Annotated in this window: 22 protein-coding genes; 17 read left to right on the top strand and 5 right to left on the bottom strand. The window is 62.4% G+C overall.

Features of this window, described 5'->3' with window-relative positions:
- The first annotated feature begins 23 nt into the window (after positions 1 to 23).
- Together Uis1B_RS06550 and Uis1B_RS06545 are read left to right on the top strand one after the other, a co-directional pair.
- Positions 24 to 683, top strand: a complete 660-nt coding sequence (locus Uis1B_RS06550) for an NUDIX hydrolase N-terminal domain-containing protein (protein ID WP_165782768.1) — start codon at positions 24 to 26, stop codon at positions 681 to 683.
- 248 nt (positions 684 to 931) lie between these two features.
- Positions 932 to 1,660 (top strand): SGNH/GDSL hydrolase family protein, encoded by a 729-nt coding sequence (locus Uis1B_RS06545; RefSeq protein WP_243390285.1) that lies wholly within the window; start codon positions 932 to 934, stop codon positions 1,658 to 1,660.
- Positions 1,661 to 1,664: 4 nt separating this feature from the next.
- Here the strand turns inward: Uis1B_RS06545 and Uis1B_RS06540 are convergent, their stop codons facing one another.
- Positions 1,665 to 3,107 (bottom strand): RNA ligase, encoded by a 1,443-nt coding sequence (locus Uis1B_RS06540; protein WP_101616661.1) that lies wholly within the window; start codon positions 3,105 to 3,107, stop codon positions 1,665 to 1,667.
- Positions 3,108 to 3,110: 3 nt separating this feature from the next.
- A complete protein-coding gene (locus tag Uis1B_RS06535; protein ID WP_101616659.1) occupies positions 3,111 to 3,851 on the bottom strand; it encodes a metallophosphoesterase family protein in 741 nt (246 codons plus the stop codon).
- Positions 3,852 to 4,320: 469 nt separating this feature from the next.
- Here Uis1B_RS06535 and Uis1B_RS06530 point away from each other — a divergent pair, with 469 nt between their 5' ends.
- From Uis1B_RS06530 to Uis1B_RS06515, 4 genes are all read left to right on the top strand, one after another.
- Positions 4,321 to 5,607 carry an MFS transporter gene (locus Uis1B_RS06530; RefSeq protein ID WP_243390291.1) on the top strand — a complete coding sequence of 429 codons (1,287 nt, stop codon included), beginning with the start codon at positions 4,321 to 4,323 and terminating at the stop codon, positions 5,605 to 5,607.
- 220 nt (positions 5,608 to 5,827) lie between these two features.
- Complete coding sequence (locus Uis1B_RS06525; RefSeq protein WP_243390284.1) at positions 5,828 to 6,112, top strand: type II toxin-antitoxin system Phd/YefM family antitoxin; 285 nt, start codon at positions 5,828 to 5,830, stop codon at positions 6,110 to 6,112.
- Positions 6,105 to 6,428 (top strand): type II toxin-antitoxin system RelE/ParE family toxin, encoded by a 324-nt coding sequence (locus Uis1B_RS06520; protein ID WP_207763389.1) that lies wholly within the window; start codon positions 6,105 to 6,107, stop codon positions 6,426 to 6,428. The genes Uis1B_RS06525 and Uis1B_RS06520 overlap by 8 nt, the downstream gene beginning before the upstream one ends.
- A 141-nt stretch (positions 6,429 to 6,569) precedes the next feature.
- Entirely contained in the window at positions 6,570 to 7,262 is a 693-nt protein-coding gene (locus Uis1B_RS06515; RefSeq protein ID WP_101616655.1) for a type I restriction enzyme endonuclease domain-containing protein, read from the top strand.
- Positions 7,263 to 7,309: 47 nt separating this feature from the next.
- On the opposite strand, the gene Uis1B_RS06510 is transcribed toward Uis1B_RS06515, so the two are convergent.
- Positions 7,310 to 7,894 carry a flavodoxin gene (locus tag Uis1B_RS06510; protein WP_101616653.1) on the bottom strand — a complete coding sequence of 195 codons (585 nt, stop codon included), beginning with the start codon at positions 7,892 to 7,894 and terminating at the stop codon, positions 7,310 to 7,312.
- Positions 7,895 to 8,161: 267 nt separating this feature from the next.
- On the opposite strand from Uis1B_RS06510, the gene Uis1B_RS06505 reads away from it, so the two are divergent.
- Together Uis1B_RS06505 and Uis1B_RS06500 are read left to right on the top strand one after the other, a co-directional pair.
- Positions 8,162 to 8,863, top strand: a complete 702-nt coding sequence (locus Uis1B_RS06505; protein WP_101616651.1) for an ABC transporter ATP-binding protein — start codon at positions 8,162 to 8,164, stop codon at positions 8,861 to 8,863.
- Positions 8,864 to 8,876: 13 nt separating this feature from the next.
- The gene (locus Uis1B_RS06500; RefSeq protein ID WP_101616649.1) at positions 8,877 to 11,558 is read left to right on the top strand and encodes an ABC transporter permease; all 2,682 of its coding nucleotides are present in this window, start codon (positions 8,877 to 8,879) and stop codon (positions 11,556 to 11,558) included.
- 69 nt (positions 11,559 to 11,627) lie between these two features.
- On the opposite strand, the gene Uis1B_RS06495 is transcribed toward Uis1B_RS06500, so the two are convergent.
- A complete protein-coding gene (locus Uis1B_RS06495) occupies positions 11,628 to 12,296 on the bottom strand; it encodes a sugar O-acetyltransferase (RefSeq protein ID WP_207763388.1) in 669 nt (222 codons plus the stop codon).
- A 96-nt stretch (positions 12,297 to 12,392) separates the two neighbouring features.
- Here Uis1B_RS06495 and Uis1B_RS06490 point away from each other — a divergent pair, with 96 nt between their 5' ends.
- Positions 12,393 to 12,974, top strand: a complete 582-nt coding sequence (locus Uis1B_RS06490) for a TetR/AcrR family transcriptional regulator (protein WP_101616647.1) — start codon at positions 12,393 to 12,395, stop codon at positions 12,972 to 12,974.
- Between the two features lie 34 nt (positions 12,975 to 13,008).
- Here Uis1B_RS06490 and Uis1B_RS06485 read toward each other — a convergent pair whose 3' ends face one another.
- Positions 13,009 to 14,460 (bottom strand): MATE family efflux transporter, encoded by a 1,452-nt coding sequence (locus tag Uis1B_RS06485; RefSeq protein WP_101616645.1) that lies wholly within the window; start codon positions 14,458 to 14,460, stop codon positions 13,009 to 13,011.
- 191 nt (positions 14,461 to 14,651) lie between these two features.
- Between Uis1B_RS06485 and Uis1B_RS06480 the strand changes: the two genes are divergently transcribed.
- The 8 genes from Uis1B_RS06480 (at position 14,652) to tpiA (ending at position 25,889) form a co-directional block, all read left to right on the top strand.
- Positions 14,652 to 15,020: a metallopeptidase family protein gene (locus Uis1B_RS06480; protein ID WP_101616643.1), complete on the top strand. Its 369-nt coding sequence runs from the start codon at positions 14,652 to 14,654 to the stop codon at positions 15,018 to 15,020.
- Between the two features lie 215 nt (positions 15,021 to 15,235).
- A complete protein-coding gene (gene uvrA, locus Uis1B_RS06475; protein ID WP_101616728.1) occupies positions 15,236 to 18,175 on the top strand; it encodes an excinuclease ABC subunit UvrA in 2,940 nt (979 codons plus the stop codon).
- A gap of 26 nt (positions 18,176 to 18,201) precedes the next feature.
- The gene (gene uvrC, locus Uis1B_RS06470; RefSeq protein ID WP_243390283.1) at positions 18,202 to 20,508 is read left to right on the top strand and encodes an excinuclease ABC subunit UvrC; all 2,307 of its coding nucleotides are present in this window, start codon (positions 18,202 to 18,204) and stop codon (positions 20,506 to 20,508) included.
- Positions 20,509 to 20,592: 84 nt separating this feature from the next.
- On the top strand, positions 20,593 to 21,495 hold the full coding sequence (locus tag Uis1B_RS06465; protein WP_101616642.1) for a shikimate dehydrogenase family protein: 903 nt from the start codon (positions 20,593 to 20,595) through the stop codon (positions 21,493 to 21,495).
- The gene (rapZ, locus tag Uis1B_RS06460) at positions 21,495 to 22,406 is read left to right on the top strand and encodes an RNase adapter RapZ (protein ID WP_101616640.1); all 912 of its coding nucleotides are present in this window, start codon (positions 21,495 to 21,497) and stop codon (positions 22,404 to 22,406) included. The genes Uis1B_RS06465 and rapZ overlap by 1 nt, the downstream gene beginning before the upstream one ends.
- Positions 22,407 to 22,598: 192 nt before the next feature.
- A complete protein-coding gene (gene whiA / locus Uis1B_RS06455; RefSeq protein ID WP_101616638.1) occupies positions 22,599 to 23,552 on the top strand; it encodes a DNA-binding protein WhiA in 954 nt (317 codons plus the stop codon).
- Positions 23,553 to 23,768: 216 nt separating this feature from the next.
- Positions 23,769 to 24,977 (top strand): phosphoglycerate kinase, encoded by a 1,209-nt coding sequence (locus Uis1B_RS06450; protein ID WP_101616636.1) that lies wholly within the window; start codon positions 23,769 to 23,771, stop codon positions 24,975 to 24,977.
- A 105-nt stretch (positions 24,978 to 25,082) separates the two neighbouring features.
- Positions 25,083 to 25,889, top strand: coding sequence for a triose-phosphate isomerase (tpiA, locus tag Uis1B_RS06445; RefSeq protein ID WP_101616634.1), 807 nt, complete (start codon positions 25,083 to 25,085; stop codon positions 25,887 to 25,889).
- Positions 25,890 to 25,923: the final 34 nt, after the last annotated feature.

Below are 25,923 nucleotides of genomic sequence, written 5' to 3'. Positions count from 1 at the left end.
AGAGCAATACGGAAAGGAGCATCATGAACCACGAAGGGAACGAGGAGGCCAGCGCCGACGACGGGCGGCCGTACGGCCCGATGCTGGACTGGGCCGTGGAACTGCAGAGCCTCGCACAGGCCGGGCTGACCTACGGCGAGAACATGTACGACAGGGAACGCTACCAGCGAATCCGCGACATCGCCGCCGAGATGCTCGCCGCGCAGGCCGACCTGCCGTTGCGCAAGGTGAAGGACCTGTTCTGCAACGAAACCGGCTACCAGACGCCCAAGATCGATACGCGCGCCGCAATCTTCAGGGACGACCGCATACTCCTCGTTCAGGAGAACGACGGCACATGGTCGCTGCCGGGCGGATGGGTGGACGTCAACCAGTCGGTGCGCGAGAACACCGTCAAGGAGGCCAGGGAGGAGTCCGGCCTCGACGTGACCGCCGACCGTATCATCGCCATACAGGACCGCAACAAGCACAACGTGCCGCCCTACGCGTACGGCATCTGCAAGATCTTCGTACTGTGCACGGCGGTCGGCGGACGGTTCGAACCGAACATCGAAACGATCCGATCCGGATACTTCCCGCTGGACGGGATTCCTGAGCTCGCCAGGCAGAAGAACACGGCCGAACAGATCGCCATGTGCTTCGACGCCCGGCGTGACCCCGACTGGACCGTGGTGTTCGACTGACCGTTCCATTCTTCCGGTCTTCGCATGATCTTCAAACAGGCGAATAGCGTCGGCATACCGCAGACCGGAAGAAACGACGAATGGATGCAGTTTGTGCATTGCCTGCCGGAGCGCCCGCCGATATAGTCGGTGACAGTGTGTTCCATGTCCTATTCGGCACATCCGGAACACCGGAATACCGTGCGCGGGAGGGGATTGCATTGTCGGAGACGTTCGGATCATCGAGGCTGGCATGGTGGGAAAGATCCGTGGCGCTCATCGAAGCCGTGGCGGCCCGCCGCACCGTACATCTGGCGTCGGAACCCGAGGGGGAGCGCTGGGGGACCATACGGCCGTCGGACTCCACTGCGACGATGGCGTCGGAACCCACGAGACCGCTCGACATGGCCGTTGTCGGAGACTCGCTGACGGTCGGATGCGGCGTCGAACGACAGTCCGACGGGCTGGTGCCCGACATGGCCCGATCTCTCGCCGATGTCATCGACCGACCGGTGCATTGGCGCGCCTACGGCCGTCTTGGTGCCACCATGCGCCGTGTGCGATTCCGTCTGCTGCCGCAGGTGGAGGGTCAACCCGACCTACTGGTTCTGTGCGCCGGATCGAACGATCTTATGGCACGACGCAGCGAGGCGGAATGGCGGGAGGACCTCGGCGCAGCAATCGACGAGGCCCGTACGAAATGTGACCACGTCGTGGTCATCAGCTCGGGACAGGTGTACCGCTCCCCGGCGTTGGGAAGAACACTGCGCAAGGCCGTGCTGACCATGACCGACCGGCAGACCGCAATCAGCCGGTCGATATGCGAGGGCAAGCGGGTCCAGTTCGTCGACATGACCCATTACGACACCGGATTGCGGGACGACGATTTCTGGGCGTACGACCACTTTCATCCCTCACGGCGCTGTTATGGTCTGCTGGCGGACGGTGTCATCGGCCAGTTCGAGGACGGCTTGCTGGAGTCGCTGCGCAAGGCATGACCGTCTACCGCAGCGCATCGAGCAGGGCGTTGACTCTGGTCATGTCCACGTCGCGCTCGCCGAACGCCTGCCGCTCATACGTCAGATCGATATCGTGTTCCCTGGCGTACGATATGATCCTGCGGGCCAGATCGGCGACCTCGCCGGTCCTGTTGAACGGTCGTCCCCGAAGCAGGACGCGCTGCAGGATCGGCCGTATCGCCTTGACCAGCTTGTACCGGTCCGACTTCACCTTCACCATCCAGCCGTCGGCGAAATACAGCACCACGCCTTCGCGGACGCTTGCCTTCGCATCCAGGATCGCCCGTGCGACCTCGTCGGCCGTATGCGCGACAAGCACCGTCTTCGGTCGTGCGAACCCTCCGATGCGGGCGAATTCCTCTTCATGGTCGTAATCGATGGAGAAGCGTTCCGCGTTGCGGATGAGATGCAGCAGTCGAAGTTCGGAGCGATCGTATCCGACGATATGCCGGTCCGACTCCCGGTCGATCACCTCGAACGCCGCAGTGACGTTCCATTCGCGCAGCATGTGCCACAACGAGGTGCGCGCATCGTCGTCGGCGGGGAACAACCGTTCGATCAGCGGGGAGTAGTCGGTCATTCCGGATTTGGACCAGAAGCGGAACACACCGGCCGAATCGGCCGCTCCCACCAGTCCGAGGAACCCGTTCTCCTTGCGTTCCACGCGGACCGGCAGTGATTCGGGATGCTCCCGCGCATGCCCGACCACTCGGCTGAACGTCGTCTCCTCGGTCTCGTCCACGGCGAAGAACTTCTCGAATCCCCGTTGCACGACCCTGCCGGATCCGTCCACGAACAATCCTCTCGCGTTGATCGTGCGATCCGTCCACCGATGCTCGCGGAACGCCTCCGGCGTGAAGTTACAGGCGAACACGTCCGCTTCGCCGCGTACCGGTATGACGCGCACGTACGGGTCGGCCCGCATGCGCTCCAGCAGGTTCCCGTTTGGGTCTCCCGGCTCCAACGGACGGAACATCACGCCATGGAACCTTTCCCACGAGGCGCGGATGTAGTCGTCCGGAACGCGGTCGGATTCGGAGCGCGCCGCGTTGCGTCGCAGCAGCTCGTCCAATGGCACGTCGAAGTCCTTCGTCTCCCATATCGCGCAGTGTTCCCGGGCGAGACGGGCCAAATCGACGGCGTACCGGGGATTCGCATGCTGCGCATCCGCCACGACGTCCCATCCGGCGTCCAGCGCGTCGGCGATCATATGCCGTCCCATCGCGACGACCATGGCTTCGAAGCGCTTGCCGTTCCGCGTCTTCATCCGATCGCGGTTCGCTGCCGAGCCGGCTACCATCAGTCGGATCGCATCCAGTGAGACCACGCAGTGCGGCCGCGTGTTCGACGGGTCTTCGGCCCAGGCTCGCGCCCATGTGGACTTGCCCGAAGCGGGAAGTCCACGAAGAATGATGAGCTTTGCCATGGGTCACCGGTCCCTTTCCGCTCCCGAACCCTGTGCATGGTCGTGGAACCATGCGGCGACGCGTGCCTCGCTCACCGGTTCGAGATCCCAAGCGTCGAGGCCCACGTTGAGTGCTTCGGGGCGTGCACCCTCGGGGGAAAGCTGATGCGTGTGCCCGTATAGAAGCCGATGGGATCCGTCGAACGGCAATGCCTGATCGTGGAAGCGCACGGCGTCGTCCGGCCAGCCGAAGGCGAGATCCTCGCGATACGGAAAGTGCGAAAGATGCACTGGCTCCGTCGTGTCCGGCCGTGAGGAGTCAAGACCCCTGAGTGCGACCTCGCCGTTCGGCTCGATCGATTCGAACAGGTTGCGGGTCGGCCTGTTGTCCAGCCACCAGTCGTCATGGTTGCCGATGATCGCGTGCAGGTGCCGGCACCGCAAGCGCCTCAGACAGTCCTTCAGATGCTTGACGGACGTGCGGAATCCGATGTCTCCCAGAATCCACAGCTCATCCTCCTCGTCGACCATGCGGTTGATGTTCGCGATGATCGCCTCGTCGTGCGCGTCCGTGTCCGCAGCCTTGCGGAAGCTGAGTCGGGAATCATCGGTCACGACGCCCTTCGCCCAGTCCTCGGCCGCTTTTCGGCCGTGGGCGGCGAGTATCTCGCCGTAGTGGGTGCGGTCGGGATCGAAGGTGGTGAAGCCGCGCAATACGCTGACCAGCGGATGTCCGAAATGCGTGTCGGTGGTGAAATACTTCATCCTATGCCTCCCTGCCTTGATCTGCTTGATACGTCATCCAATCTACCGCTACCGAGTGCCGTCATCGACCGCGTCGTCGTGTTCGGCTAGTATGAACCGCCATGTGTGCTTTCATGATGACCGTGTGCCCGCAGACCGGTGGTCTGCCGGGTAGATTCGGGCGCTGAGATCCGGGTACTGAAACCCGTATGCATCCCGGTCCCGGACCTTGGGCGAACCATCCCCAAGGCGCTCCGGGCGAACCGCAGTCATTCATCGATCCGTCAGACAGTCGCGTCGTCCGTATCGGGAGGGAATCTCCCGTCCCGTTCTCTCTTGTTCCCTTGTTCCCGCGGGAACCGGATCCGCGTCTGTGATCAAGGAAAGCAAGAACACAGGTATGACCACCAACACGTCCATGAACATCAACGCCTGCGAGCGGCCGGAAAACCGAACGACGGTCGCGCCGGACCCCAACGAGAAGGACTGGATGCGCCGCGTCGCGCTGCTGCTCGCCGGCCAGGCGTTCTCGCTGCTCGGCTCCAGCATCGTCCAATACGCCATATGGTGGTGGATCGCATTGGAATGGAAGACAGGATGGGCCATGCTGCTGGCCACGCTGTTCGGCGTGATGCCGCAGGGCGTCGTCTCCATCTTCGGCGGTTCCATGGCCGACCGGTACAACCGCAAGACGCTCATCATGCTGCCCGATCTCATCATCGCGGCCGTCACCATCGCGCTGTCGGTGAGCTTCGCCGTCGGTTGGGCGAACCTGACGGTGATCTTCGTGGTGCTGTTCATCCGTTCCTCGGGCGGCGGCGTGCAGATGCCCGCGGTCCAATCGTTCATCCCCGACGTGACGCCGTCCGACAAGCTGCTGCGTGTCAACTCGGTCTACGGCGTCATCAACTCGGCGAACATGATCGTCGCCCCGGCGATCGCCGCCGTACTCGTCAACCTAATCCCCCTGTGGGCGATTCTGCTCGTCGACGTGACCACGGCGGTCATCGGTGTCGGCTTCGTCGCATTGATCCGCGTTCCGGAGAAAGCGCGGAAGCAGGCCGTGTCCGATCGGTCTAAGGAGTCCGTCGGATCGCGCACGTTCGCGGTCTCCATCCGCGGCACTCTCGTCGACCTGAGGGACGGATTCGTCTACGCGATGGGGCATCCGTACCTGCGGGGCGTGATCCTGGGCGACGCGCTCGTATGCTTCATGGCCGTCGCCCCCATGAACCTGACACTGCTGCTCATGACCCGGGAATACGAGGGCATCGACCTGAATCTGGGATTCGTGAACCTCACCACCGCGTCCGACAAGCTCGCCGCCAACGAACTCGGCCTGAGCTTCGGCATGCTGCTCGGCGGCGCGCTCATGTCCGTGTTCGGGGCGAAGCTTCTGCGAAGCAGTCGCGCGCAGATGCGCATGGCGGCGTTCGGCATAGCAATGGTCGGCGTCACGGTCGTCGGACTGGGCGTCGCGCCGAATCTGCTCGCGTATCTCGTCGCCGACCTGCTGACCGGCGTGGCCGCCGCGGCGTGTGTCGGCCCGATGCGCACGATCATGCAATCCGAATCCGACGAATTGATGACCGGCCGCGTGTTCGGCCTCGACACCACGTTCGCCACGTTCGCGATGCCGCTCGGCATGCTGGTGTTCGCGCCGCTCGCCGACGTGATCCCGATCTCATGGGTGTTCATCGCCGGCGGCCTGCTCACGCTGCCCGCAGCCTGGTACGTGGGCATGCTGTCACGGCGGGAAACGCGGCCTGCGGCGTGAATGGGTCTCATACTACAATCCGCACTGAGAAACGAGCCTGTTCCGGACGGCGATGATCGCGCTTGCGGCCGTCGGCTTCGTCATGTCCGTGCTCTTCTGCCGCAGGCGGCGAGGCGGTGATATCGGGTGATCGGTCATATCAGGCGAGACGACGGCATCGATGATTGTGATTCCAGAATTTAGCATAATCATGCTAAATTCTGGATTGGAGGTGGTTATCGTGGCCAATACAACAATTCGTCCTGTGTCGGATCTTCGCAACAATTTCGCGGATGTGTCCCGCATCGTGCATGAGACGGGCGAACCTGTATTCCTTACGAAGAACGGGTTCGGAGACATGGTGGTGCTTAGCATGGAGGCGTACGAGAGTCTTCGTCTCGACAGTCATGTGTACGACATGCTGCTGGAGGGGGAGCGTGAGGCCGAGGCCACGGGAACCCGGTTCAGCCCGAAGGAGGCATTGGCCGCCATGCGTGCCGCGATCGATGGTGCGTCGCGTGCGTAGGGCCGCATATAAGGTCGAGATTCTCCCCAAGGCCGTGGGTGACATGAGCGGTGCGGTTTCATATATCGCAGGCGAACTGCATAGTCCTCATGCGGCCGAAGATCTCATGTCGGGACTGAATGCGGCAATCGAGAATCTGGCCGAATTCCCGTATTCGCATCCCTCCTACATGCCGATTCGTCCTCTTCGTCATGAGTATCGCCGGGTCATGGTCGGCAATTACGGGGTCTTCTATTGGGTTGACGAGCAGGCCGCAACCGTTACCGTTGCGAGGGTCGTCTACGCGAGACGCGATCTGCCCCGTCACTTGTCCTGAAACGATGTGCGGTACGGCCGACGGCGTATTCCCTTCCGGTTCCGGGTGCCATATCGTCGGCGTCTTTTAGAATTATCTGTTGGCCCAAATCGGACGCACAAGAAGACGGACAGGAAAAATATGGGGGAGCATGGCTAGGAAGTGAACTGCGCGCCGTCCGGTGAACTGACGGATACGGAAACGGCGACCGTACAGTTCCATCTTGCAATTCGCTCCGTCACCCACAAGCAGACAATCGGTGATGCGCCTGACGCCGGCACCATGAACGCCGTGGTCGAGGACATGGTCAGACAGGTGATCTCCTGTACCGGAGTCGAAAACGTGGTGATTGCCCAACAGTTGCCCGATGGCGGCAATATCTTCAGCGAGGAATTCGCCCAGAACCTCGCGAAGATCAAACTGCCTATCACTAAGTTCAACGCCCTGCTCAAACTGTCGCAGCGGAGCATACGCGACTACAAGCGGACCAATAATGTCAAGGCCGTGGAGTTTGACGAACGCCTCCAGAAGATCGTGGATGCCTATAACACTCGCGACAATCTGCAGTTCGTCAGCGACACGGTTTCCGACTTCGTCAACGATTTGTCCGATCAGCCGCTTGATCTGTTGAAGGATCTCGACAAGGACAGGCAGTCGTTCGAGTCGCTTGGTCTTACCTATGAGGAAAAAGCGTTCTACGACATCCTGGTCAAGGTACGTGACGACATCAAAAGCGAACTGGACATGGATTTGACCGTTTTGCTCTACAAAAACGGTTATCCGCCGGAATGGAATGAGGAAGTGTTCGACAGGGTGATGGCGCAGGCGACGAATTACAAGTCGCATCCACGGTGACGGCACGATGCTTTGGCGGAGAGGCCGCCGATCGGTTGCCGGCGCGTCTAGCGCGCTTGACCCAGCCAGTCGGCCACGGCGCGTTCGACGGCGTCGGGGCGGCATTGCGCGTCGGTGCCGAGGATCGCCAGGCCCGGCAGCACGGTCGCTCCGGTCAGCATGACGAGGCGTGCCGGCGTCTCCGCGAAACCGCTGCCGCCGTGGGTGATGAACGGCAGGATGGTCTTGCCGTGCCAGTCGTGGCCGGTGATGAACGTCTCGACCTCCAACGGCATCTCGCCGCACCAGATGGGGTAGCCGAGATACACCGTGTCCGCGGCGTCGAACGCGGCGTCGACGTCCGATTCCGCAGCGGCGCCGGAGGTCGAACCATCCTGATGTCCGTCCTCGACGTTCCCGCCGGCGAATCCGACGACGATCTTCGCCTTCGCGCCTTCGGCCATCTCCTCCTTGACCCGGTCCACGGTGTCGCTGTAGGTCGGCGGATAGGGGATCTCCGGCCGGATCTCGATGATGGGCGCGCCGGTGGTTTCGGCGATGGCGTCCGCCACCTTCGCCGTGTTGCCCTCGTAGACGTAGCCGACCTCGTAGTTCTCGTCGGCGCGCGAGAACATGACGATAACCGATGACATGGCCCCTCCTCCGTTCGGTATGACGTTGACGTACAGACCAATCTACTCCGCCGCTCCCGTGCATCACGCATCCCGGCTCAGCCGATCGGCGCGGCGGGCCCAGGGGCGCGGACAGCGAACCTACGGTCCGCAAAACCGCACGCACCGCACGATAGTGTCGATTTTATTCGACATAATGTTTAATAAAATGTACTTCGGTATGGCGGACAGACGAAGCCATGCATCACGACGCCGCCCTGAACCGGCGGCGACCGAAAGGGGATCCACATGTCATTCCTGCAATTCCACGACGTGGTACGCCAATACGGCGAAGGCGAATCCGCCGTCCGCGCGCTCGACCACGCCACCTTCGACATCGAGAAGGGCGAGCTCGCCGTCATCCTCGGCGCATCAGGAGCCGGCAAATCCACGGCGCTGAACATCCTCGGAGGCATGGACCGCGCCACATCCGGCAGCGTCACGCTCGACGGCACCGACCTCACCCGGGCCACCGAAGCCCAACTCACCGACTACCGCCGATTCGACGTGGGATTCGTGTTCCAGTTCTACAACCTCGTCCCGAACCTCACCGCCCTCGAAAACGTGGAACTCGCCAGCCAGATCTGCCCCAACGCCCTCGACGCCCGCGAGACCCTGGAGAAGGTCGGACTGGGGGAGCGGCTCGGCAACTTCCCCGCACAGCTCTCCGGCGGCGAACAGCAGCGCGTATCCATCGCACGCGCGCTCGCCAAAAACCCGAAGCTGCTCCTATGCGACGAACCCACCGGCGCCCTCGACTACAACACCGGCAAGCAGATCCTCCAACTGCTGCAGGACTCCTGCCGCCAGCGCGGCATCACCGTGGCCTTGGTCACGCACAACTCCGCGCTCGCCCCGATGGGAGACCGACTGATCCGTTTCCGCTCCGGCAAGGTCACGGAAATCAGCGTCAACCCGAATCCGACGCCCATCGCCGACATCGAATGGTAGGTGACGGACGACAATGACGCAATCCCACTCCCGCACCCGCCGCACAGGCGGCCACGACGCCCTCTGGAAGGACGCATGGCGCGCGATCGCGGGCAACGGCAAACGGTTCGCCGCAATCGCCGTGATCTGCGCCGTCGGCGTGATGATGATGGGCGCCCTGTCGTCCATCGGCAACGACCTGCGAGCGGGACTCGACGATTTCTTCGACGACACGTCGATGCACGACATCAGCATCGTCTCCACGCTCGGATTCGACGACGACGACATCAACGCCCTGCGAACCGTGGACGGTGTGGCCGACGCGGCCGGACTGCGCTCGCAGAGCGTGACCACCAAAATCGACGGGCATCGCGCGTCCGCGACCGTCACCACGCTGGACGGCCGCCATATCGACGAGCCGTATCTGACCGACGGTCGCCTGCCGTCCGGATCGCATGAGGTCGCGGTCACGAAGCAGTACCTGACCGCCAGCGGCAAGCATCTCGGAGACGCCCTGTCGTTCTCTCCCGACGGTTCGACGTCATCCGATGCCGACGTGTTCGAAGACGGCGACTACACGATCGTCGGCACGGTCATCGACCCGAACGACATCGTGAACCCCTCCGGACCGCTCGCCCTGGTCTCCGGCGCCAAGACCGTATACCCGCTGTTCGTAGACGGCGACGCGGTCTCCGATACCGACGCGCCCTACACATCGGCCGTCGTCACCGTGAAGGGCGCGGCCGCATTGAACACCTACGACGACGACTATCTGACGCTCGTCGCCGACGCCCAGCGGAACATCGAGACCATCCGCGCCGATCGTGAGCGGTCGCGCACCGATGAGGTGAAGGATTCCGTGCGCAAGCCGGCGGAGGAGAAGCTCGCCGAGCAGCGCAGACTCGTCGAGACGATGCCGGACGGCCTGCCGATGAAGGCGCAGGCCGAAGGCAAGCTCGCCGAAGCGCAGAAGAAACTCGACGAGAAGCTCGCCGACATGCCGAGCGCGAAATGGATCATCCGCGACCGCGGCGCGCTGACCAGCTACGCCGACGTGAAGACGGAAAGCGAGATGATCAGTCGTCTCGGCAAACTGTTCCCGATCCTGTTCCTCGTCATCGCACTGCTGGTGAGCCTCACCGCCGTCACCCGCATGGTGGAGGAGGACCGTCAGCTCATCGGCACCTACAAGGCCCTCGGCTACACGCGCCATGAAACGATGCTCAAATACCTCGTCTATTCGGCGTCCGCGGTGCTCGCCGGCGGCGTGCTCGGCGATCTCATCGGTCTGCTCGGTCTGCCGTTCGTGTTCACGAAACGCATGCTGCACCTGCTGTACGTCATACCGACCTATCCGCTCATCATCGACTGGACCATCGGCATCGGCGGCATCCTGCTGTTCCTCGTGCTCGTCACCGGCAGCGCGATGATCGTATGCACGGGCTCCCTGCGGCTCGAGCCCGCCGAACTCATGCGTCCGAAGGCGCCGAAGGCCGGCCGGACCATCATGCTCCAACGCATCGGCTTCGTATGGAACCACCTGTCGTTCCTCGGCAAGGTCACCGCCCGCAACCTGTTCCGCTACAAGAGCCGCGCGTTCATGGTGATCATCGGCGTGCTCGGCTGCACCGCACTGATGACCGCCGGCTTCGGCATGGGCAACTCCGCGCTCACGCTCATGCCGCGGCAGTTCAGCGAAGTGGCCACCTACGACGTCATGGCCGTGACGAAACCCGCGGACCATGACACGGTGCAGAAGCGCCTCGACGAGGACTCCCGGGTGCGATCCACCCTGCCGCTGCATGTGGAAAGCGCCACGATGTCCTCCCAAAACGGTGCCTCCAACGAGAAGCTCACCGTGCAGCTCATGGTCGTGCCGGACGGCGAATCGCTCGACGGCTACCTCGACCTGCACACCGCGGACGGCGAATCGCTCAGTCCGAAGGATTCGGGTGACTCGGGCGAACCCGCGGCCATCGTGACCGTCAACGCCGCGCAGACCCTGTCCGTGCGGAACGGCGACTCCGTGGATCTGACGGATTCCCTGATGGACGAAGCCGGCATCGCCGTCACCGGGGTGGCGCAGTACTACACCGGCAACATCGTCGTGATGACCGAACACGCCTATGAGAAGGCGTTCGGCGACGGTTCCTCCGACGGCGACGGACTGTCCCTCAACGCGGATCTCATCAGGGTCGACGGCGATGACGACGCCCAGATCGGATTCGCGGACGATCTGGCCGGGCAGGACGAATACCTGTCGGTGACGAGCGTCGCCAGACAGCAGCGCGACTTCTCCAGGAGCTTCATGATCTTCTTCGTGATGATCGGGTTCATCGTGGTCATGGCCGCCATCCTGGCCGTGGTGGTGCTCTACACGCTCGCCAGCACGAACATCTCCGAGCGAGAGCGCGAACTCGCCACCATCAAGGTGCTGGGATTCCGGCGCAAGGAGGTGCACGGCTACGTGAACAAGGAGATCCTGCTGCTCAGCGTCCTCGGCATCGCCGTCGGTCTGCCCAGTGGGCGTGCGCTGCTGGGCTTCCTGCTCGCACAGCTCGATCTGCCCGGCATGAACATCGTGCCGAACGTGGCCTGGTACTGCTATGCCGCGGCCGCGGTTCTGGCGCTCCTGTTCACGCTGCTGGTGAGTCGGGCGACGAACAAGTCCCTCGATCGGATCGACATGGTCGGTGCGCTCAAGAGTCCGGAGTGATCCGACGTTGAATGGCCGTCTGGCACCGCTTCGGATCTCGACCTGTGATCCGAAGCGGCTGACGGATCGCTATCGTCCGATCAGACCGAGACGGTCCCTTTCGGTGATGGGCCGGATCGCCCGGGCCGGGACGCCGGCGACGAGTGTGCCTTCGGGGACGTCCCTCACGACCACGGCGCCGGCCGCGATCACGCTGTTCGACCCGACCGTCACTCCGGCGACGATGGATGCGCCTCCGCAGACCCATACGTTATCGCCGATGGTGACGGGCAGCGAGCGCTCCCAGCCCGCGGTCCTCTCCTCGGCGTCGAACGCATGTTCGGGCGTGTAGATGCCGACGTTGGGGCCGAACCATACGTTGTCGCCGATGGTCACGCGTGCGCAGTCGAGAATGCAGCAGCCCACGTTGGCGTAGAAGTTGTCGCCGACGGAGAGGTTGTATCCGTAGTCGCAGTTGAACGGGGATTCGATCCAGCAGTTGGATCCCGCATGCCCGAACAGTCGGCGGATGATCGCCTCGCGTTCGGTGCGTCTGGTCGGACGCATCATGTTGAAGTCGAACAGCAGATCCTTGGCGCGCTCCCGCTCGGCGTCGAGTTCGGGATCGGTGCTGGTGTAGTACTCGCCGGCGAGCATGAGCTCCTTCATGCTTGGCGCGGATCGTCCGCCCCTTCCCGTCATGTCGATCGCCGGACGGTCGGCCGTTTCGCGGTCCGAGTGGTGTCGATTCGTATCCATGGGGCAATGATACCGCATGTTATGTACGATCGTACATAACGGTTCCGTGCCCAGCGCCGGAGTGCGTAGGACATCCGTCGCGTAGGATATCCAGATATGAATGAACGTTCAGCCCGCCGGTTCGACCCGGAACGCAAACGACGGATCATCGACGCCTGCCTGAATGTGATCGCCGAACGGGGCGTGGCCGGCACTTCGCATCGCGTGGTGGCATCCGCTGCCGACGTGCCGCTCGGATCCATGACCTACCATTTCGACGGCATCGACGATCTGCTGCACCAGGCGTTCGAACGGTTCGCCGACCAGACCATCGACCGGTTCTCCCGGCGCATGACCGCCGCGTCCAACGCGGAGGAGGCCTGCGAACAGGTGGCCCGGCACATCGAGCATGATCTGCTCGACACGCAGCAGACCCTCAACATCAACCTCGAACTCTATACGCTGGCCGCACGGAACCCCGCATACCGCGACATCGTCGACCGGTGGATGGCCGCCAGCCGAACCGAACTCGAACGGCTCTTCGACCCGTCGACCGCCATGGTGCTCGACGCCCTGATCGAAGGACTCACCCTGCATCGCGCCCTCGGCCGAATGCCGCAGGACCCCCGAGCCATCCGCGAAGGCATCCGGCGGGTAGCCGGCCTCGACCGTACAACCGGTACAATCAAGGCCGTCTGACATCTCCGATCTCATCCCGCCATACCGAAGGCATTCATCGGCGCCCGTCACCGGAATCCCGCCCCGGCCCGCGCAGCTCGGGCAACATGACAAAGAACAGCACCCCGGCGATGATCATCGTGATCAGATCGGCGATGGCCTGCGAGGCGATCACCCCCTCGTAGCCGGCCACGCGGGACGCCACCGCCAGCACGGCCACCAGTACCACACCCTGACGGCAGATCGACAGGATGAAGGCGCCCAGCGCCTTACCCGTCGACTGGAACGTACAGGTGGTCACCATCACCACGCCCACACACACCAGACTCAGCAGCTGCACGCGCAGCATCCCCGCACCAAGATCGATGATACGCGGATCGCCGATGAAGAACCCCATGAGCCGACGGTCGAACACACTGAGCGCCACGGTCATGACAACGGCGAACGCGGACAGAAACACATACGAGAACCGCAGAATCGCACCCAGGCGCCGCATATTGCGCGCCCCGTAGTTATAGCCGATCAACGCCTGCGCGCCAAACGCGAACCCCACGAACACCGACACCGCGATCATCACCACCTTCAGCGCAATGCCCATGGCCGCCACCGGATCATTGCCATACGCCAGCAGATACAGATTCACCATCACGATGCCGAAACTCTGCGTGATGTTCGTCACCGCCGAAGGAATGCCGATCGCAAGAACATCCCTCACCTCCAACGACGAAATGTTCAGACGCCTACGCCGCACCGCCACCGGACGCTCCACGAACGCACGCCCATACGACTTCGCCGCCGAACGATTCCCCTCCGACCGCCGCACGACCATAAGACGGGGATCGACGGAAAGATTGCTGCTGCGAAACACCAGAAACCACACCAGATACGCATCAGTGCACACATTCGCCAGAACCGTGGCGAACGCCGAACCAGCCGCACCCCAGCCAAGCACATGGATGAACAGCGGATTGAGCACGATATTGACCACGGTGCCCGCGATCTGACCGATCATCGACGGCACGGCATGCCCCTCGGTACGCAGCTGATTGACCGGCGTCATCGACATGATGATCAGCGGGGAACCAATGATGATCCACGTATAGTAGGCGCTCGCATGCACCCAGGTCGCCTCGTTCGCACCAAGCATCGACAGAATCGGCCCGCGAAACACCAGACCGATCGTCAGAACCACCACGCCGACAAGCAGCGACCCATAGAAGCAGAACACACTCAGCCGCCGTCCATCCGCATACCGATGCTGACCGAACAGCCGCGAAATCACCGAGCTGCCGCCCAGACCGAAGATATCGCCGATGGCGATCATCACCATGAACACCGGCGCCGAAAGCGACACCCCGGCAACCATGTTCGAATCCCCGGCATGCGCAATGAAATACGTATCCACCATGTTGTAGACCAGCGTGACCAGCATACTCATCACCACAGGCATCGACAACGCGAAATACGCCCGGGGCACCGACGCCCTCTCGAACAGTTCGCTATCCATCGCGGATTCCCGCCTTTCCCGCTTCTTCTCCGACAAAGGGCCACACGTCCTGCCCGAACCCGCACGACTCCATCGCGCCATCGTTGCCTCATCCGAATAACACATGCCGCCGTACGACGACGATGACATGCCATGCGTAGTAAACCGCATACGCCTAGACAAACACCCGCACGCCATGCTATGCGTGGAACATGCACATCAGCGACGACGACTTCGAAACCGCCATCGAAGAAGCACTACGACTCATCCCGCCACGATTCCACAACGCGCTCGCCAACATCGGCATCGCCATGGCCGACGAACCCGACGAACGCGAGCTCGCTACCATGCACAATCCCCACGACGAACTGCTCGGACTCTACGAAGGCATACCGCTCCCGCAACGCACCAACGACTACGGCGGCGTCATGCCCGACATCATCACGATCTTCAAAGGCCCCCACGAACGCATCTGCGACACCCACGACGAACTGGTCGACCAGATCCGCAAAACCGTCATGCACGAAATCGGCCACTACTTCGGATTCGACGACGAAACCCTCCACGCCCACGGCTACTGAACCACCGAACAGCGCAATGACGACCACACCACGCCAACATCGACACTACGCCAACATCGAACTGATGTTCGAAACACGGGATGAGCCGCGCTATCCTAGAGGGCGATACACCAACGGAGAAACCCCACCATCGAAGCAGAGGAATCGTGACCGACACGACCACACCACAGCATTCCGGAACCAACGCCGAAACCAGTACCGCAACCGTCGGCACCATGCGAAACACGGACGACGACCACATCACCTGGCTGCCCAGCGACGACCAACCCTCGGGCACGCTCATCGCCGACCTCTCACACATGCCCAACGACCGCAAGATCATCATCCAAGGCGCTCGCGAGCACAATCTCAAGAACGTCGATCTATCGTTCCCTCGCAACCGCATGGTCGTGTTCACCGGACTTTCCGGCTCCGGCAAATCGTCCATGGCGTTCGACACCCTGTTCGCGGAGGGGCAGCGCCGGTACGTGGAATCGCTGTCCGCCTACGCCCGTCAGTTCCTCGGCCAGATGGACAAGCCCGACGTCGACTTCATCGAAGGCCTGAGCCCCGCGGTATCCATCGACCAGAAGACCACGAACCGCAATCCGCGATCCACCGTCGGCACCATCACCGAGGTGTATGACTATCTGCGACTGCTGTTCGCCCGCACCGGCGTGCCGCACTGCCCCGAATGCGGCCAGCTCGTCACCGCTCAGACCCCGCAGCAGATCGTCGACACGCTTATGGCGAAGCCCGATCGCACCCGGTTCCAGATCCTCGCGCCCGTGGTCAAGGGGCGCAAGGGCGAATTCGTGGAACTGCTGGAGACCCTGCGCTCGGACGGCTACGCCCGCGCCCTCATCGACGGTGAAATGACCCAGCTCTCCGACGACATCAAACTCGCCAAGCAGAAGAAGCACACCATCGAAGTGGTGGTGGACCGTCTGGTGGTCAAGGACGGCATACGGCAGCGCCTCACCGATTCGGTGGAGACCGCATTGAAGCTCGCCTCCGGCGTGGTGATCGCCGATTTCGTGGACGTGGACGCCAAGGACCCCGCACGCCGGCAGCCTTTCTCCGAAAAACGCAGCTGCCCAAACGGCCACCAACTGGAGCTCGACGAGATCGAGCCACGCACCTTCTCATTCAATGCACCCTACGGCGCCTGCCCGGTATGCACCGGACTCGGATTCAAGTTGGAGATCGACCCCGAACTGGTGATCTCCGACCCGGACAAGTCGCTGGCGGACGGCGTGATCGAACCGTGGTCGAACACCAAGACCACCTCGCAGTACTACGGGCATGTGCTCGAAGGACTGGCCGACGAGATGGGGTTCTCCATGGGCACGCCGTGGAAGGATCTTCCCGAAGACGTGCGCCAGGCGATCATGTACGGCCACGATTTCAAGGTACGCGTCTCCTACCGCAACCGCTGGGGACGTCTGCGCGAATATTCCACCGGCTTCGAAGGCGTGGTGCGCACGCTGATGCGTCGCCATGACGAGACCGACTCCGATTCGATGAAGCAGTACTACGAGTCGTATATGCGCGAAGTGCCCTGTCAGGAGTGCGGCGGCAGGAGGCTCAAACCCGAAGTGCTGGCCGTCACCGTGGACGGCAGATCCATCTTCGATGTGTGCGACATGCCGGTGCGCAAGGCACTGGCGTGGGTGAACGATCTGCATCTGACAGGATCGGCGGCTGCTATCGCCGGTGAGGTGCTCAAGGAGATCCGCGCCCGGCTGGGATTCCTCAACGACGTCGGCCTCGACTATCTGACGCTGTCGCGCGCCGCCGCCACGCTGTCCGGCGGCGAGGCGCAGCGCATCCGTCTCGCCACGCAGATCGGTTCGGGACTGGTGGGCGTGATGTACGTGCTCGACGAACCGTCCATCGGCCTGCACCAGCGCGACAACGAACGCCTCATCGAAACGCTGCATCACCTGCGCGACCTCGGCAACACCCTGATCGTGGTCGAACACGATCAGGAGACCATCGAGAAGGCCGACTGGCTGGTCGACATCGGTCCCGGTGCGGGCGAACACGGGGGAGAGGTCGTCTACTCAGGCCCGGCGAACCATCTCGTCGACGCAGCCCGATCCGTCACCGGCGACTACATCGCCGGCCGCCGTGCGATCGAGGTGCCGGCCCGACGCCGGAAGGTGCGCAGAACCCGTGCGCTCACCGTGGTGGGGGCGCGGGAGAACAATCTGAAGAACATCCGCGTCAGCTTCCCGCTCGGCGTGTTCACCTGCGTCACCGGAGTGTCGGGCTCCGGCAAATCCACGCTGGTGAACACGATCCTCTACCCGGTGCTCGCCGACCGGCTCAACGGTGCGCGCATCGTACCGGGCAAGCACACCCGCGTGGAGGGCGTCGACCAGCTGCGCAAGGTGATCCATGTGGATCAGAATCCCATCGGCCGCACGCCGCGATCCAACCCCGCCACCTACACCGGCGTATGGGATAAGATCCGTCAGCTGTTCGCCAAGACGCCCGAAGCACAGGTGCGCGGATACGGTCCGGGACGCTTCTCGTTCAACGTGAAGGGCGGTCGATGCGAGGCCTGCCACGGCGACGGTACGCTGAAGATCGAGATGAACTTCCTTCCCGACGTGTACGTGGACTGTGAGGTATGCCACGGGCAGCGGTACAACCGCGAGACGCTTGAGGTGAAATACAACGGCAAGACCGTGTCCGACGTGCTGAACATGCCCATCGAGGAGGCCGCCGACTTCTTCAAGGCGTATCCCTCCATCGCCCGTTACCTCGACACGCTGGTGGATGTGGGTCTCGGCTACATCCGGCTCGGACAGCCGGCCCCGACCCTCTCCGGAGGTGAATCGCAGCGCGTGAAGCTCGCCACCGAGCTGCAGAAGCGGTCCGACGGCAAGACCATCTATATTCTCGACGAACCGACCACCGGTCTGCATTTCGAGGACGTACGCAAACTGCTCGTCGTGTTGCAGGGCCTGGTCGACAAGGGCAACACCGTGATCGTGATCGAGCATAATCTTGACGTCGTCAAGTCGGCCGACTGGATCATCGATCTCGGACCGGAAGGCGGAGACGGCGGCGGTACGGTCGTGGCCCAGGGTACACCCGAGCAGGTGTCCGAATGCGGGGAATCATGGACCGGCCGTTTCCTGAAGCCCATGCTAGCGGCGGAATAGACGAGGAGTAAACGAAAGGACGTTGCATGGCATCAGGCATGATCGAACGCCATTCGCCCGACGTATGGCAGGATGCCGCGGATCGTATGCTGCAGGACCGACGGCGGACTGACCGGCACGGTGACGGAGTCCCCACATCCGTCGGAGAGCGGCCGCGGGTCAACGTCAACGGCGCCCCGCTGCTCGGCGACTCCCGCGACCTGTTCCGGCCGAGGACCGGCGATATTCCCGCCGAGCCCGGCGTGTACAAGTGGCGTGACGGCGAGGGACGGGTGATCTACGTAGGCAAGGCGAAGAACCTGCGCAACCGCCTGACGAACTACTTCCAGCCGCTGTATCAGCTGCATCCGCGCACCCAGACGATGGTGCTTACCGCTCGTAGCCTCGAATGGACCGTCGTCGGCACCGAGCTGGAAGCGCTGACGCTGGAATACACGTGGATCAAGGAGTTCGATCCGAGGTTCAACGTGGTGTTCCGCGACGACAAGACCTATCCGTATCTCGCGGTCTCCGTAGGCGAGGAGTATCCACGCGTGTGGATCACCCGAAGCCGCTGGCATCACGGCACCCGATATTTCGGACCGTACGCCAAGGTGTGGGATGTACGGCAGTCGCTCGACAGGCTGCTGGCGAGCTTTCCCGTGCGCACCTGCTCGGCAAGCGCCTTCCGCAAGGCCGGGCTCACCGACCGTCCATGCCTGCTCGCCAGCATCGGCAAATGCTCGGCCCCCTGCGTCGGCCGCATCGACGCGAAGGAGCATCGCCGCCTGTGCGAGCAGCTGGTCGGCGTGATGACCGGACGGCTTGGGAAATCATACATCGCGCAGCTCACCGCCGACATGAAGGCGGCCAGCGCCGATCTGGAGTTCGAAAAGGCCGCGCGTCTGCGCGATCAGATCCAGATGCTAGGCACGGTGCTGCAGCAGAATTCCGTGGTGTTCGACGATCAGGTGGACGCCGACGTCTTCGGCTTCGCCGCCGACGAGCTCGAAGCGTCGGTCCATGCGTTCTTCGTCCGGGCCGGAGCGATTCGAGGCGAACGCAATTGGACCGTCGAACGTGTGGAGGATATCTCGGATGCCGATCTGATCGCCGATCTGATCACCCAGGTGTATGCGGAGAACGCCGGAGAGAACCCCGGCGTCGATGATCAGACGGTCAATGATCAGATGGTGATCTCGACCAGTCGGGATGCTCTCGGCAGCACGCAGACCGTCACCGCCACGGACGCGCGGACCAGAGCCCAAGCCACGCGTGCGCGCAACATGAGGAGGGAGCAGACCGGTAGGGCCGATCTGCTCGCCCCGATCGCCCCGGTCCCGCGTGAGGTGCTGGTGCCTGTCGAACCAAGCCGCCGGGAGGAGCTCGAACGGTGGCTCACCGGACTGCGTGGGGGAGCGGTCACCATCCGCGTTGCGATCCGAGGCGATAAGCGGACTCTGATGGACCGAGCCGGGGAGAACGCCCGACAGGCGCTGCAACGCAGCAAAATGAGCCGCATCAAGGATGTGGGGCTGCGTACCAAGGCCATGAACGACGTGGCGAAGGCCCTGGGGCTGAAACAGGCGCCTCTGCGCATCGAATGCTACGACATCTCGAACACCGTGGGAGGCATCTTCCAGGTGGCCTCGATGGTGGTGTTCGAAGACGGCGTGGCCAAGAAAAGCGAATACCGCCGCTTCGCCATCCGCGGCAAGGACGGCAAAGGCGCAGTGGACGACGTCACCGCACTGTACGAAACGCTGACCCGCCGATTCCGCCACGGCAACATCGCCGGGGATTCGGGCGAGAGCATCGACAACGAACGGCGGGAGGAGCGCGCCGCCCGCGACGGGGGAGGTGGTCATGACGGGGAGCCGATCGTTCAGCAGAACACGGATCGACGGCATTTCGCCTACAAGCCGAACCTCATCGTGGTGGACGGCGGACGGCCTCAGGTCGCTGCGGCCGCCAAGGCGCTGGCGGACTGCGGTGTGGACGACGTGGCATTGTGCGGCCTCTCCAAGCGTCTTGAAGAGGTATGGCTTCCCGATGACGACTATCCGGTCATCCTCAGGCGACAGTCCGAAGGCATGTACCTCCTGCAGCGGGTGCGCGACGAATCCCACCGATTCGCGATCACCTACCATCGTGAAACCCGTTCCAAGGGATCGTTGCGCTCCGCGTTGGACGACATTCCCGGCGTCGGATTGACCTACCAGAAGAAACTGCTGAAACACTTCGGATCGGTCAAGGCCATGCGGGAGGCCCCGATGGAGGAGTTCCTCAAGATTCCCGGCATCGGAGAGAAGAAAGCCCGAACGATCCATGATTCCTTGCGTGAACGCGCCTGACCGTGCGGCCTGGAGCCTGATGCCGATTTGATTGTCAGGATGTGAGCGGTAGCATAAGGCAAAGAGACGAAGGAGATGCACCTCATGACAGAAATCAGGCACCGGGCCGCCGTATTGGGCAAACCCATCTCGCACTCACTGTCGCCGCTGATCCATAACACCGCCTACAAGGCCATGGGGCTGAGCGACTGGTTCTATGACAGCCATGAGGTGGACGAACACTCTCTCGCGGATTTCATCGGTGAACTCGATCCTCGATGGCATGGGCTGAGCCTGACCATGCCGTTGAAGAAGGCCATCATGCCCATGGGAAGGACGTCCAACCGCTGGGCCGAAAAACTCGGCGTGGCCAACACCGCGATCTTCGAGTGGAGGCCGGGCGCATCCGGACCCGCCATCCACCTGTACAACACCGATGTGGCGGGCATCAATCTGGCGATCACCAACGCCGTGAGGAAATACGGCAGGAACGATGACGCCACCTATGCGACGTTGCCCGCCAAGGCACTGATCATAGGATCGGGCAATACCGCGACGTCGGCCATCGCCGCATGCTCCACCATGCAGATCGAGCATGTGACCATCGCCGCCCGTCATGCGGACAAGGCCCATGCCATAGCCCCCTTCGCTCAGACATTCGGCATGAGCGTCGACGTGATCTCGATGAAGCAGATTCCCGAGATCATCGCTGGCGAAAGGATCGTGATCAGTACGTTGCCGTCCCATGCCGCGGACTCCACGGCTTCGTCGCTGCTGGCGAATGACGATGGTCCCGTCGGCGGTCTGCTGCTTGACGTGATCTACGACCCACGCCCCACTCTGCTTATGCAGGCGTACCGCAGTCGCGGGGGAACGGCGATCGGCGGCGAGGAGATGCTGCTGTATCAGGCCATTCCGCAGCTGGCGTATATGACCGGCACCGATTTCGACGCATTGCCGTCCCATCTCGATACCACTATCCGTCAGGCTTTGGAGGAGGTGCTGTGATGAATCCGCAAACCATCGATTCGAACGTCGACGAGCCGCAGCCGGCGAATGAGTTCGAGGTCCTGCTGATCACGGGCATGTCCGGTGCGGGCCGGTCGCGTGCCGCGGACAGCGTCGAGGACATGGGCTGGTACGTGGTCGATAATCTGCCTCCCATTCTGTTGGTGCCGCTGGTCGACATGATGACCTCCTCCGGGTCCAAGGTGCATAAGCTCGCCGCGGTCATCGACGTTCGGTCCCGCGGATACTTCGACGATCTGGCCCAGGTGTTCAGTCATCTCGACGATCTGGGAGTCAAGTACCGCATCCTGTTCCTCGACGCCACCGACGACGTGCTGATCAAGCGATACGAATCGGTTCGGCGTCCGCATCCGCTGCAGCATGGGCGTCGTCTGATCGACGGCATCAACGAGGAGCGGGCTCTGCTTGGCGGGCTCAAGGAGCGGGCCGACTTCGTCATCGACACCTCCAGCCTGAGCATCCACGAGCTGTCCACCAAGCTCTACGACGCTCTGCTGGGCACGGGACCCACCACCGTCGCCGTGCACATTTTCAGTTTCGGGTTCAAGTACGGGGTTCCCCTCGATGCCGATTTCGTGGCCGATGTGCGGTTCCTGCCGAATCCGTTCTGGGTGCCGCAGTTGCGGGATCTCAACGGAAACGACAAGCCGGTGGCCGATTACGTATTGTCGAGCGACGGGGCGAGCAGCTTTCTTGATTCATATTCCGAGGCGATTCTCACCGCGATCAAGGGATACTCCCGTGAGGACAAGCATTTCGTCACCATCGCCATCGGATGCACCGGCGGTCAGCACCGTTCCGTGGCCATGAGTCATGCGTTGGCCGATAGACTGCGATCCCACGGGCTCAATGTCAGCGTTTCGGCCAGAGAGCTGTCGAAGCAGCATTGAGCGGATCATCATGCATGCGGCTTAGACGATTCGTCTCGAATCTCGAAACAATAGGTTGAATCAATGAAAAAACCGCCGTTTTTGTCCAGCTGATTGGGTAACACAGAAGTTCGGTGCGAAAGTCTGTCGACCTACCGCCGATCACCCTTTCCGCGCCGACATGAAGCTGTACAATTTAAAGGAGGATAGCTCTTGGCTCTGGTTGATGAGGTCAAAAGCGAACTCGCCGCTATCGATGATGAGTTGCCTGCCGCCAAGAAGGCACAGGCGGCTTCTATGATCCGCTTCGGCGGAGGTCTTCATCTGATCCAACGTCATATTGTCGTCGAAAGCCAATTCGACTCCCTTGATGCAGCTCAGTGGCTTCAGCGCACCATTCAGGAGGTCTACGGGCATGAGGCCGATCTGATCAAAGTGGCGCGCAAGACCCCCGCAGGTACTGTGGAACGCTATTCGGTGCGCGTGCTGAAGGCCGGTGGTGCGTTGGCGCTGCAATCCGGACTGCTTGATCGGCGTAAGCGGCCCGTACGCGGTCTGCCGGCGGAGATCGTCTCCGGCAATATCGCCCAGATCAAGGCGGCTTGGCGAGGCGCGTTCCTCGCTCATGGCGAGTTGTCGGACCCGGGAAAGGCCAGTTACCTCGAAATCGTCTGCCCCGGTTCGGAGGCCGCCTTGGCGTTGGTGGGTGCCGCACGCCGTCTTGGCATCACCGCCAAGGCCCGGCAGGTTCGCAGTTCCGAACGGGTGACCCTGCGTGATCCCGATGTCATCGAACGCATGCTGACGCTCATGGGCGCCACCCGCACCGCCCGCGAGTGGAGCGGCAAGCGCAATGACGGTGAGTCGCGAGGCAAGGCGAATCGTCTCGCCAATTTCGACGATGCGAATATGCGTCGCAGCGCCAAGGCCGCCGTCGAAGCCAGCGAGAAGGTGCAGAAGGCGTTCAAGATTCTCGGTGACGATATTCCCGAGAACCTGCGTGCGGCCGGTCAGCTGAGACTCGATCATCGCGATGCGAGTCTGGAGGAGCTGGGTCGTCTCGCTGATCCTCCCGTTACCAAGGACGCCATCGCCGGCCGTATCCGCCGTCTGCTGCAGCTGGCCAACAAAGTCGAAAAGCAGCGAGCCGCGGAAAACGAAAACTGACGCGGCCGACGTCATCCGCTTCCTCGTTTGCTTCGATGCCTTCCGATCATGGATGCGTGATCGGAAGGCATCGTTTGTCTTCGGCATTTGCCTCGGGTTGTTACCGGGCTTTATCCCGTTGGCAAGGTAAGATTTCACATGGCGCACAGGACGCGGAAGCCGTGGGAGCCGTTTCCATGGCCTTCAAACGCTGCGCCGCAGCTGGAAAGGATATCAATGAAAACTCTCAAGGACCTCGGAAATCTTCAGGGTAAGCGCGTGCTGGTCCGCGCTGATTTCAACGTCCCGCTGGACGGTACGACCATTACCGACGATGGTCGCATCAAGGCCGCTCTGCCGACCATCAAGGCTCTGCGCGAACAGGGTGCCAAGGTCATTCTGATGGCCCACCTCGGCCGCCCGAAGGGCAAGGTCGTCCCCGAGCTGAGTCTGGCTCCGGTCGCCAAGCGACTGGGCGAACTGCTCGGCATCGAGGTTCCGCTGGCCGCAGACACCTATGGCGAGGACGCTCACGCCAAGGTCGCCGCCATGAACGACGGTGATGTGGTGCTGCTGGAGAACGTGCGCTTCAACCCGGAGGAGACCAGCAAGAACGCTGAAGAGCGTGCCGCATACGCCAAGAAGATCGCCGAGCTGGGTGAGGTCTTCGTCTCCGACGGCTTCGGCGTCGTCCACCGTGCGCAGGGTTCCAACTACGATGTTGCCGCTGATCTGCCGTCCGCCGCCGGTCTGCTGGTGGAGAAGGAAGTCACCGCTCTGTCCAAGGCCACCGAGAACCCGGATCGTCCTCTCACCGCAGTGCTCGGCGGTGCCAAGGTCGCCGACAAGCTCGGCGTCATCTCCAACCTTCTGGGCAAGGTCGATCGACTGATCATCGGCGGCGGTATGGCCTACACCTTCCTCAAGGCACTCGGCTATGAGGTCGGCAACTCCCTGCTTGACGAAAGCAACATCGAAACCGTCAAGGGCTACATGGAGACCGCCAAGAAGAACGGCGTCGAGCTCCTGCTCCCCGTCGACATCGTCGTCAACCCCGGCTTCCCCGCCGGTGACGACGCCGTCATCGACCCGAAGGTCGTGGACGCCGACGCCATCCCGTCCGACGAAGAGGGTCTGGACATCGGTCCGAAGACCCGCCAGCTCTTCCACGATAAGATCGTCGATTCCAAGACCGTCGTGTGGAACGGCCCGATGGGCGTGTTCGAGGTTCCGACCTTCGCGAATGGCACCAAGGCCGTGGCCGAGGCTCTGGTCGACGCCACCCACGCCGGCGCCTTCACCATCGTCGGTGGCGGTGATTCCGCTTCCGCCGTGCGCAACCTCGGCTTCCCGGAGGATGGCTTCTCGCACATCTCCACCGGCGGCGGCGCCTCCCTCGAGTTCCTTGAGGGCAAGACCCTGCCCGGTCTGAGCGTGCTCGAGTAACGAATATTCTCAAAGGCTCCCGCCCATGGCTCAACCGCGTCACAACGGTTCGCTACGGACGGGAGCCCCTGTTTTTCGATTCGATTGCTTGTGGAAGGACGGATCTTGGCATCGAGACGCATTCCCATCGTCGCCGGCAACTGGAAGATGAACTTCGATCATCTGGAAGCCACGTATTTTGTGCAGAAGCTCGCGTGGATCCTTCGGGACGCGCATTTCGGGTTTCGGCGCTGCGAGGTTACGCTGATGCCGCCGTTCACGTCGATTCGCAGCGTGCAGGTGCTCATCGAAGCGGATCGTTTGAAGATCACCTATGGGGCTCAGGCTGTTTCCGTCACCAATCAGGGTGCGTTCACCGGAGACGTTTCCGCGGACATGCTGGCCCGGCTGGGATGTACCTATGTGTTGGTCGGACATTCCGAACGTCGTAAGTATCATCCGGAGGACGATGCGAATATCGTCGATCAGGTCCGTGCCGTGCTTGCCGCGGGGATGAAGCCCATATTGTGCGTGGGGGAGAGTTTTGAGGAGCGTCGTCAGGGCATCGAGCTGGAATACGCCGTCGGTCAGGTTCAGGATGTGATCCGGGATCTTAACGACAAGGAAGCCGAGCAGATGGTGATAGCCTACGAACCGGTGTGGGCGATCGGTACCGGAATGGTCGCCACGCCGCAGTCCGCCCAGGAGGCGGCCGCGGCTATCCGCACCCATCTCGGTGAGGTCTATGGCGACGATGTGGCGCAGAGGGTTCGGATCCTGTACGGAGGATCGGTGAATGCGTCCAATGCCACGCAGCTTATGCAGGAGGGGCTGGATATCGACGGATTCCTGGTGGGGGGAGCGTCGTTGGACGCCGACGAGTTCGCCACCATTGCCAGACTCACCGACAAGGCGGCTTCGGCGCGACGGTGAAGTCGCTCGGTTTTCCGGGCTATGAGGTAATCTT

Origin of the sequence: Bifidobacterium margollesii, assembly GCF_002860355.1 — a bacterium.
Taxonomy (GTDB): Bacteria; Actinomycetota; Actinomycetes; order Actinomycetales; family Bifidobacteriaceae; genus Galliscardovia; species Galliscardovia margollesii.
Note: the sequence above shows the minus strand (reverse complement) of the source record. Positions and strands in the feature narration are given on the sequence as shown.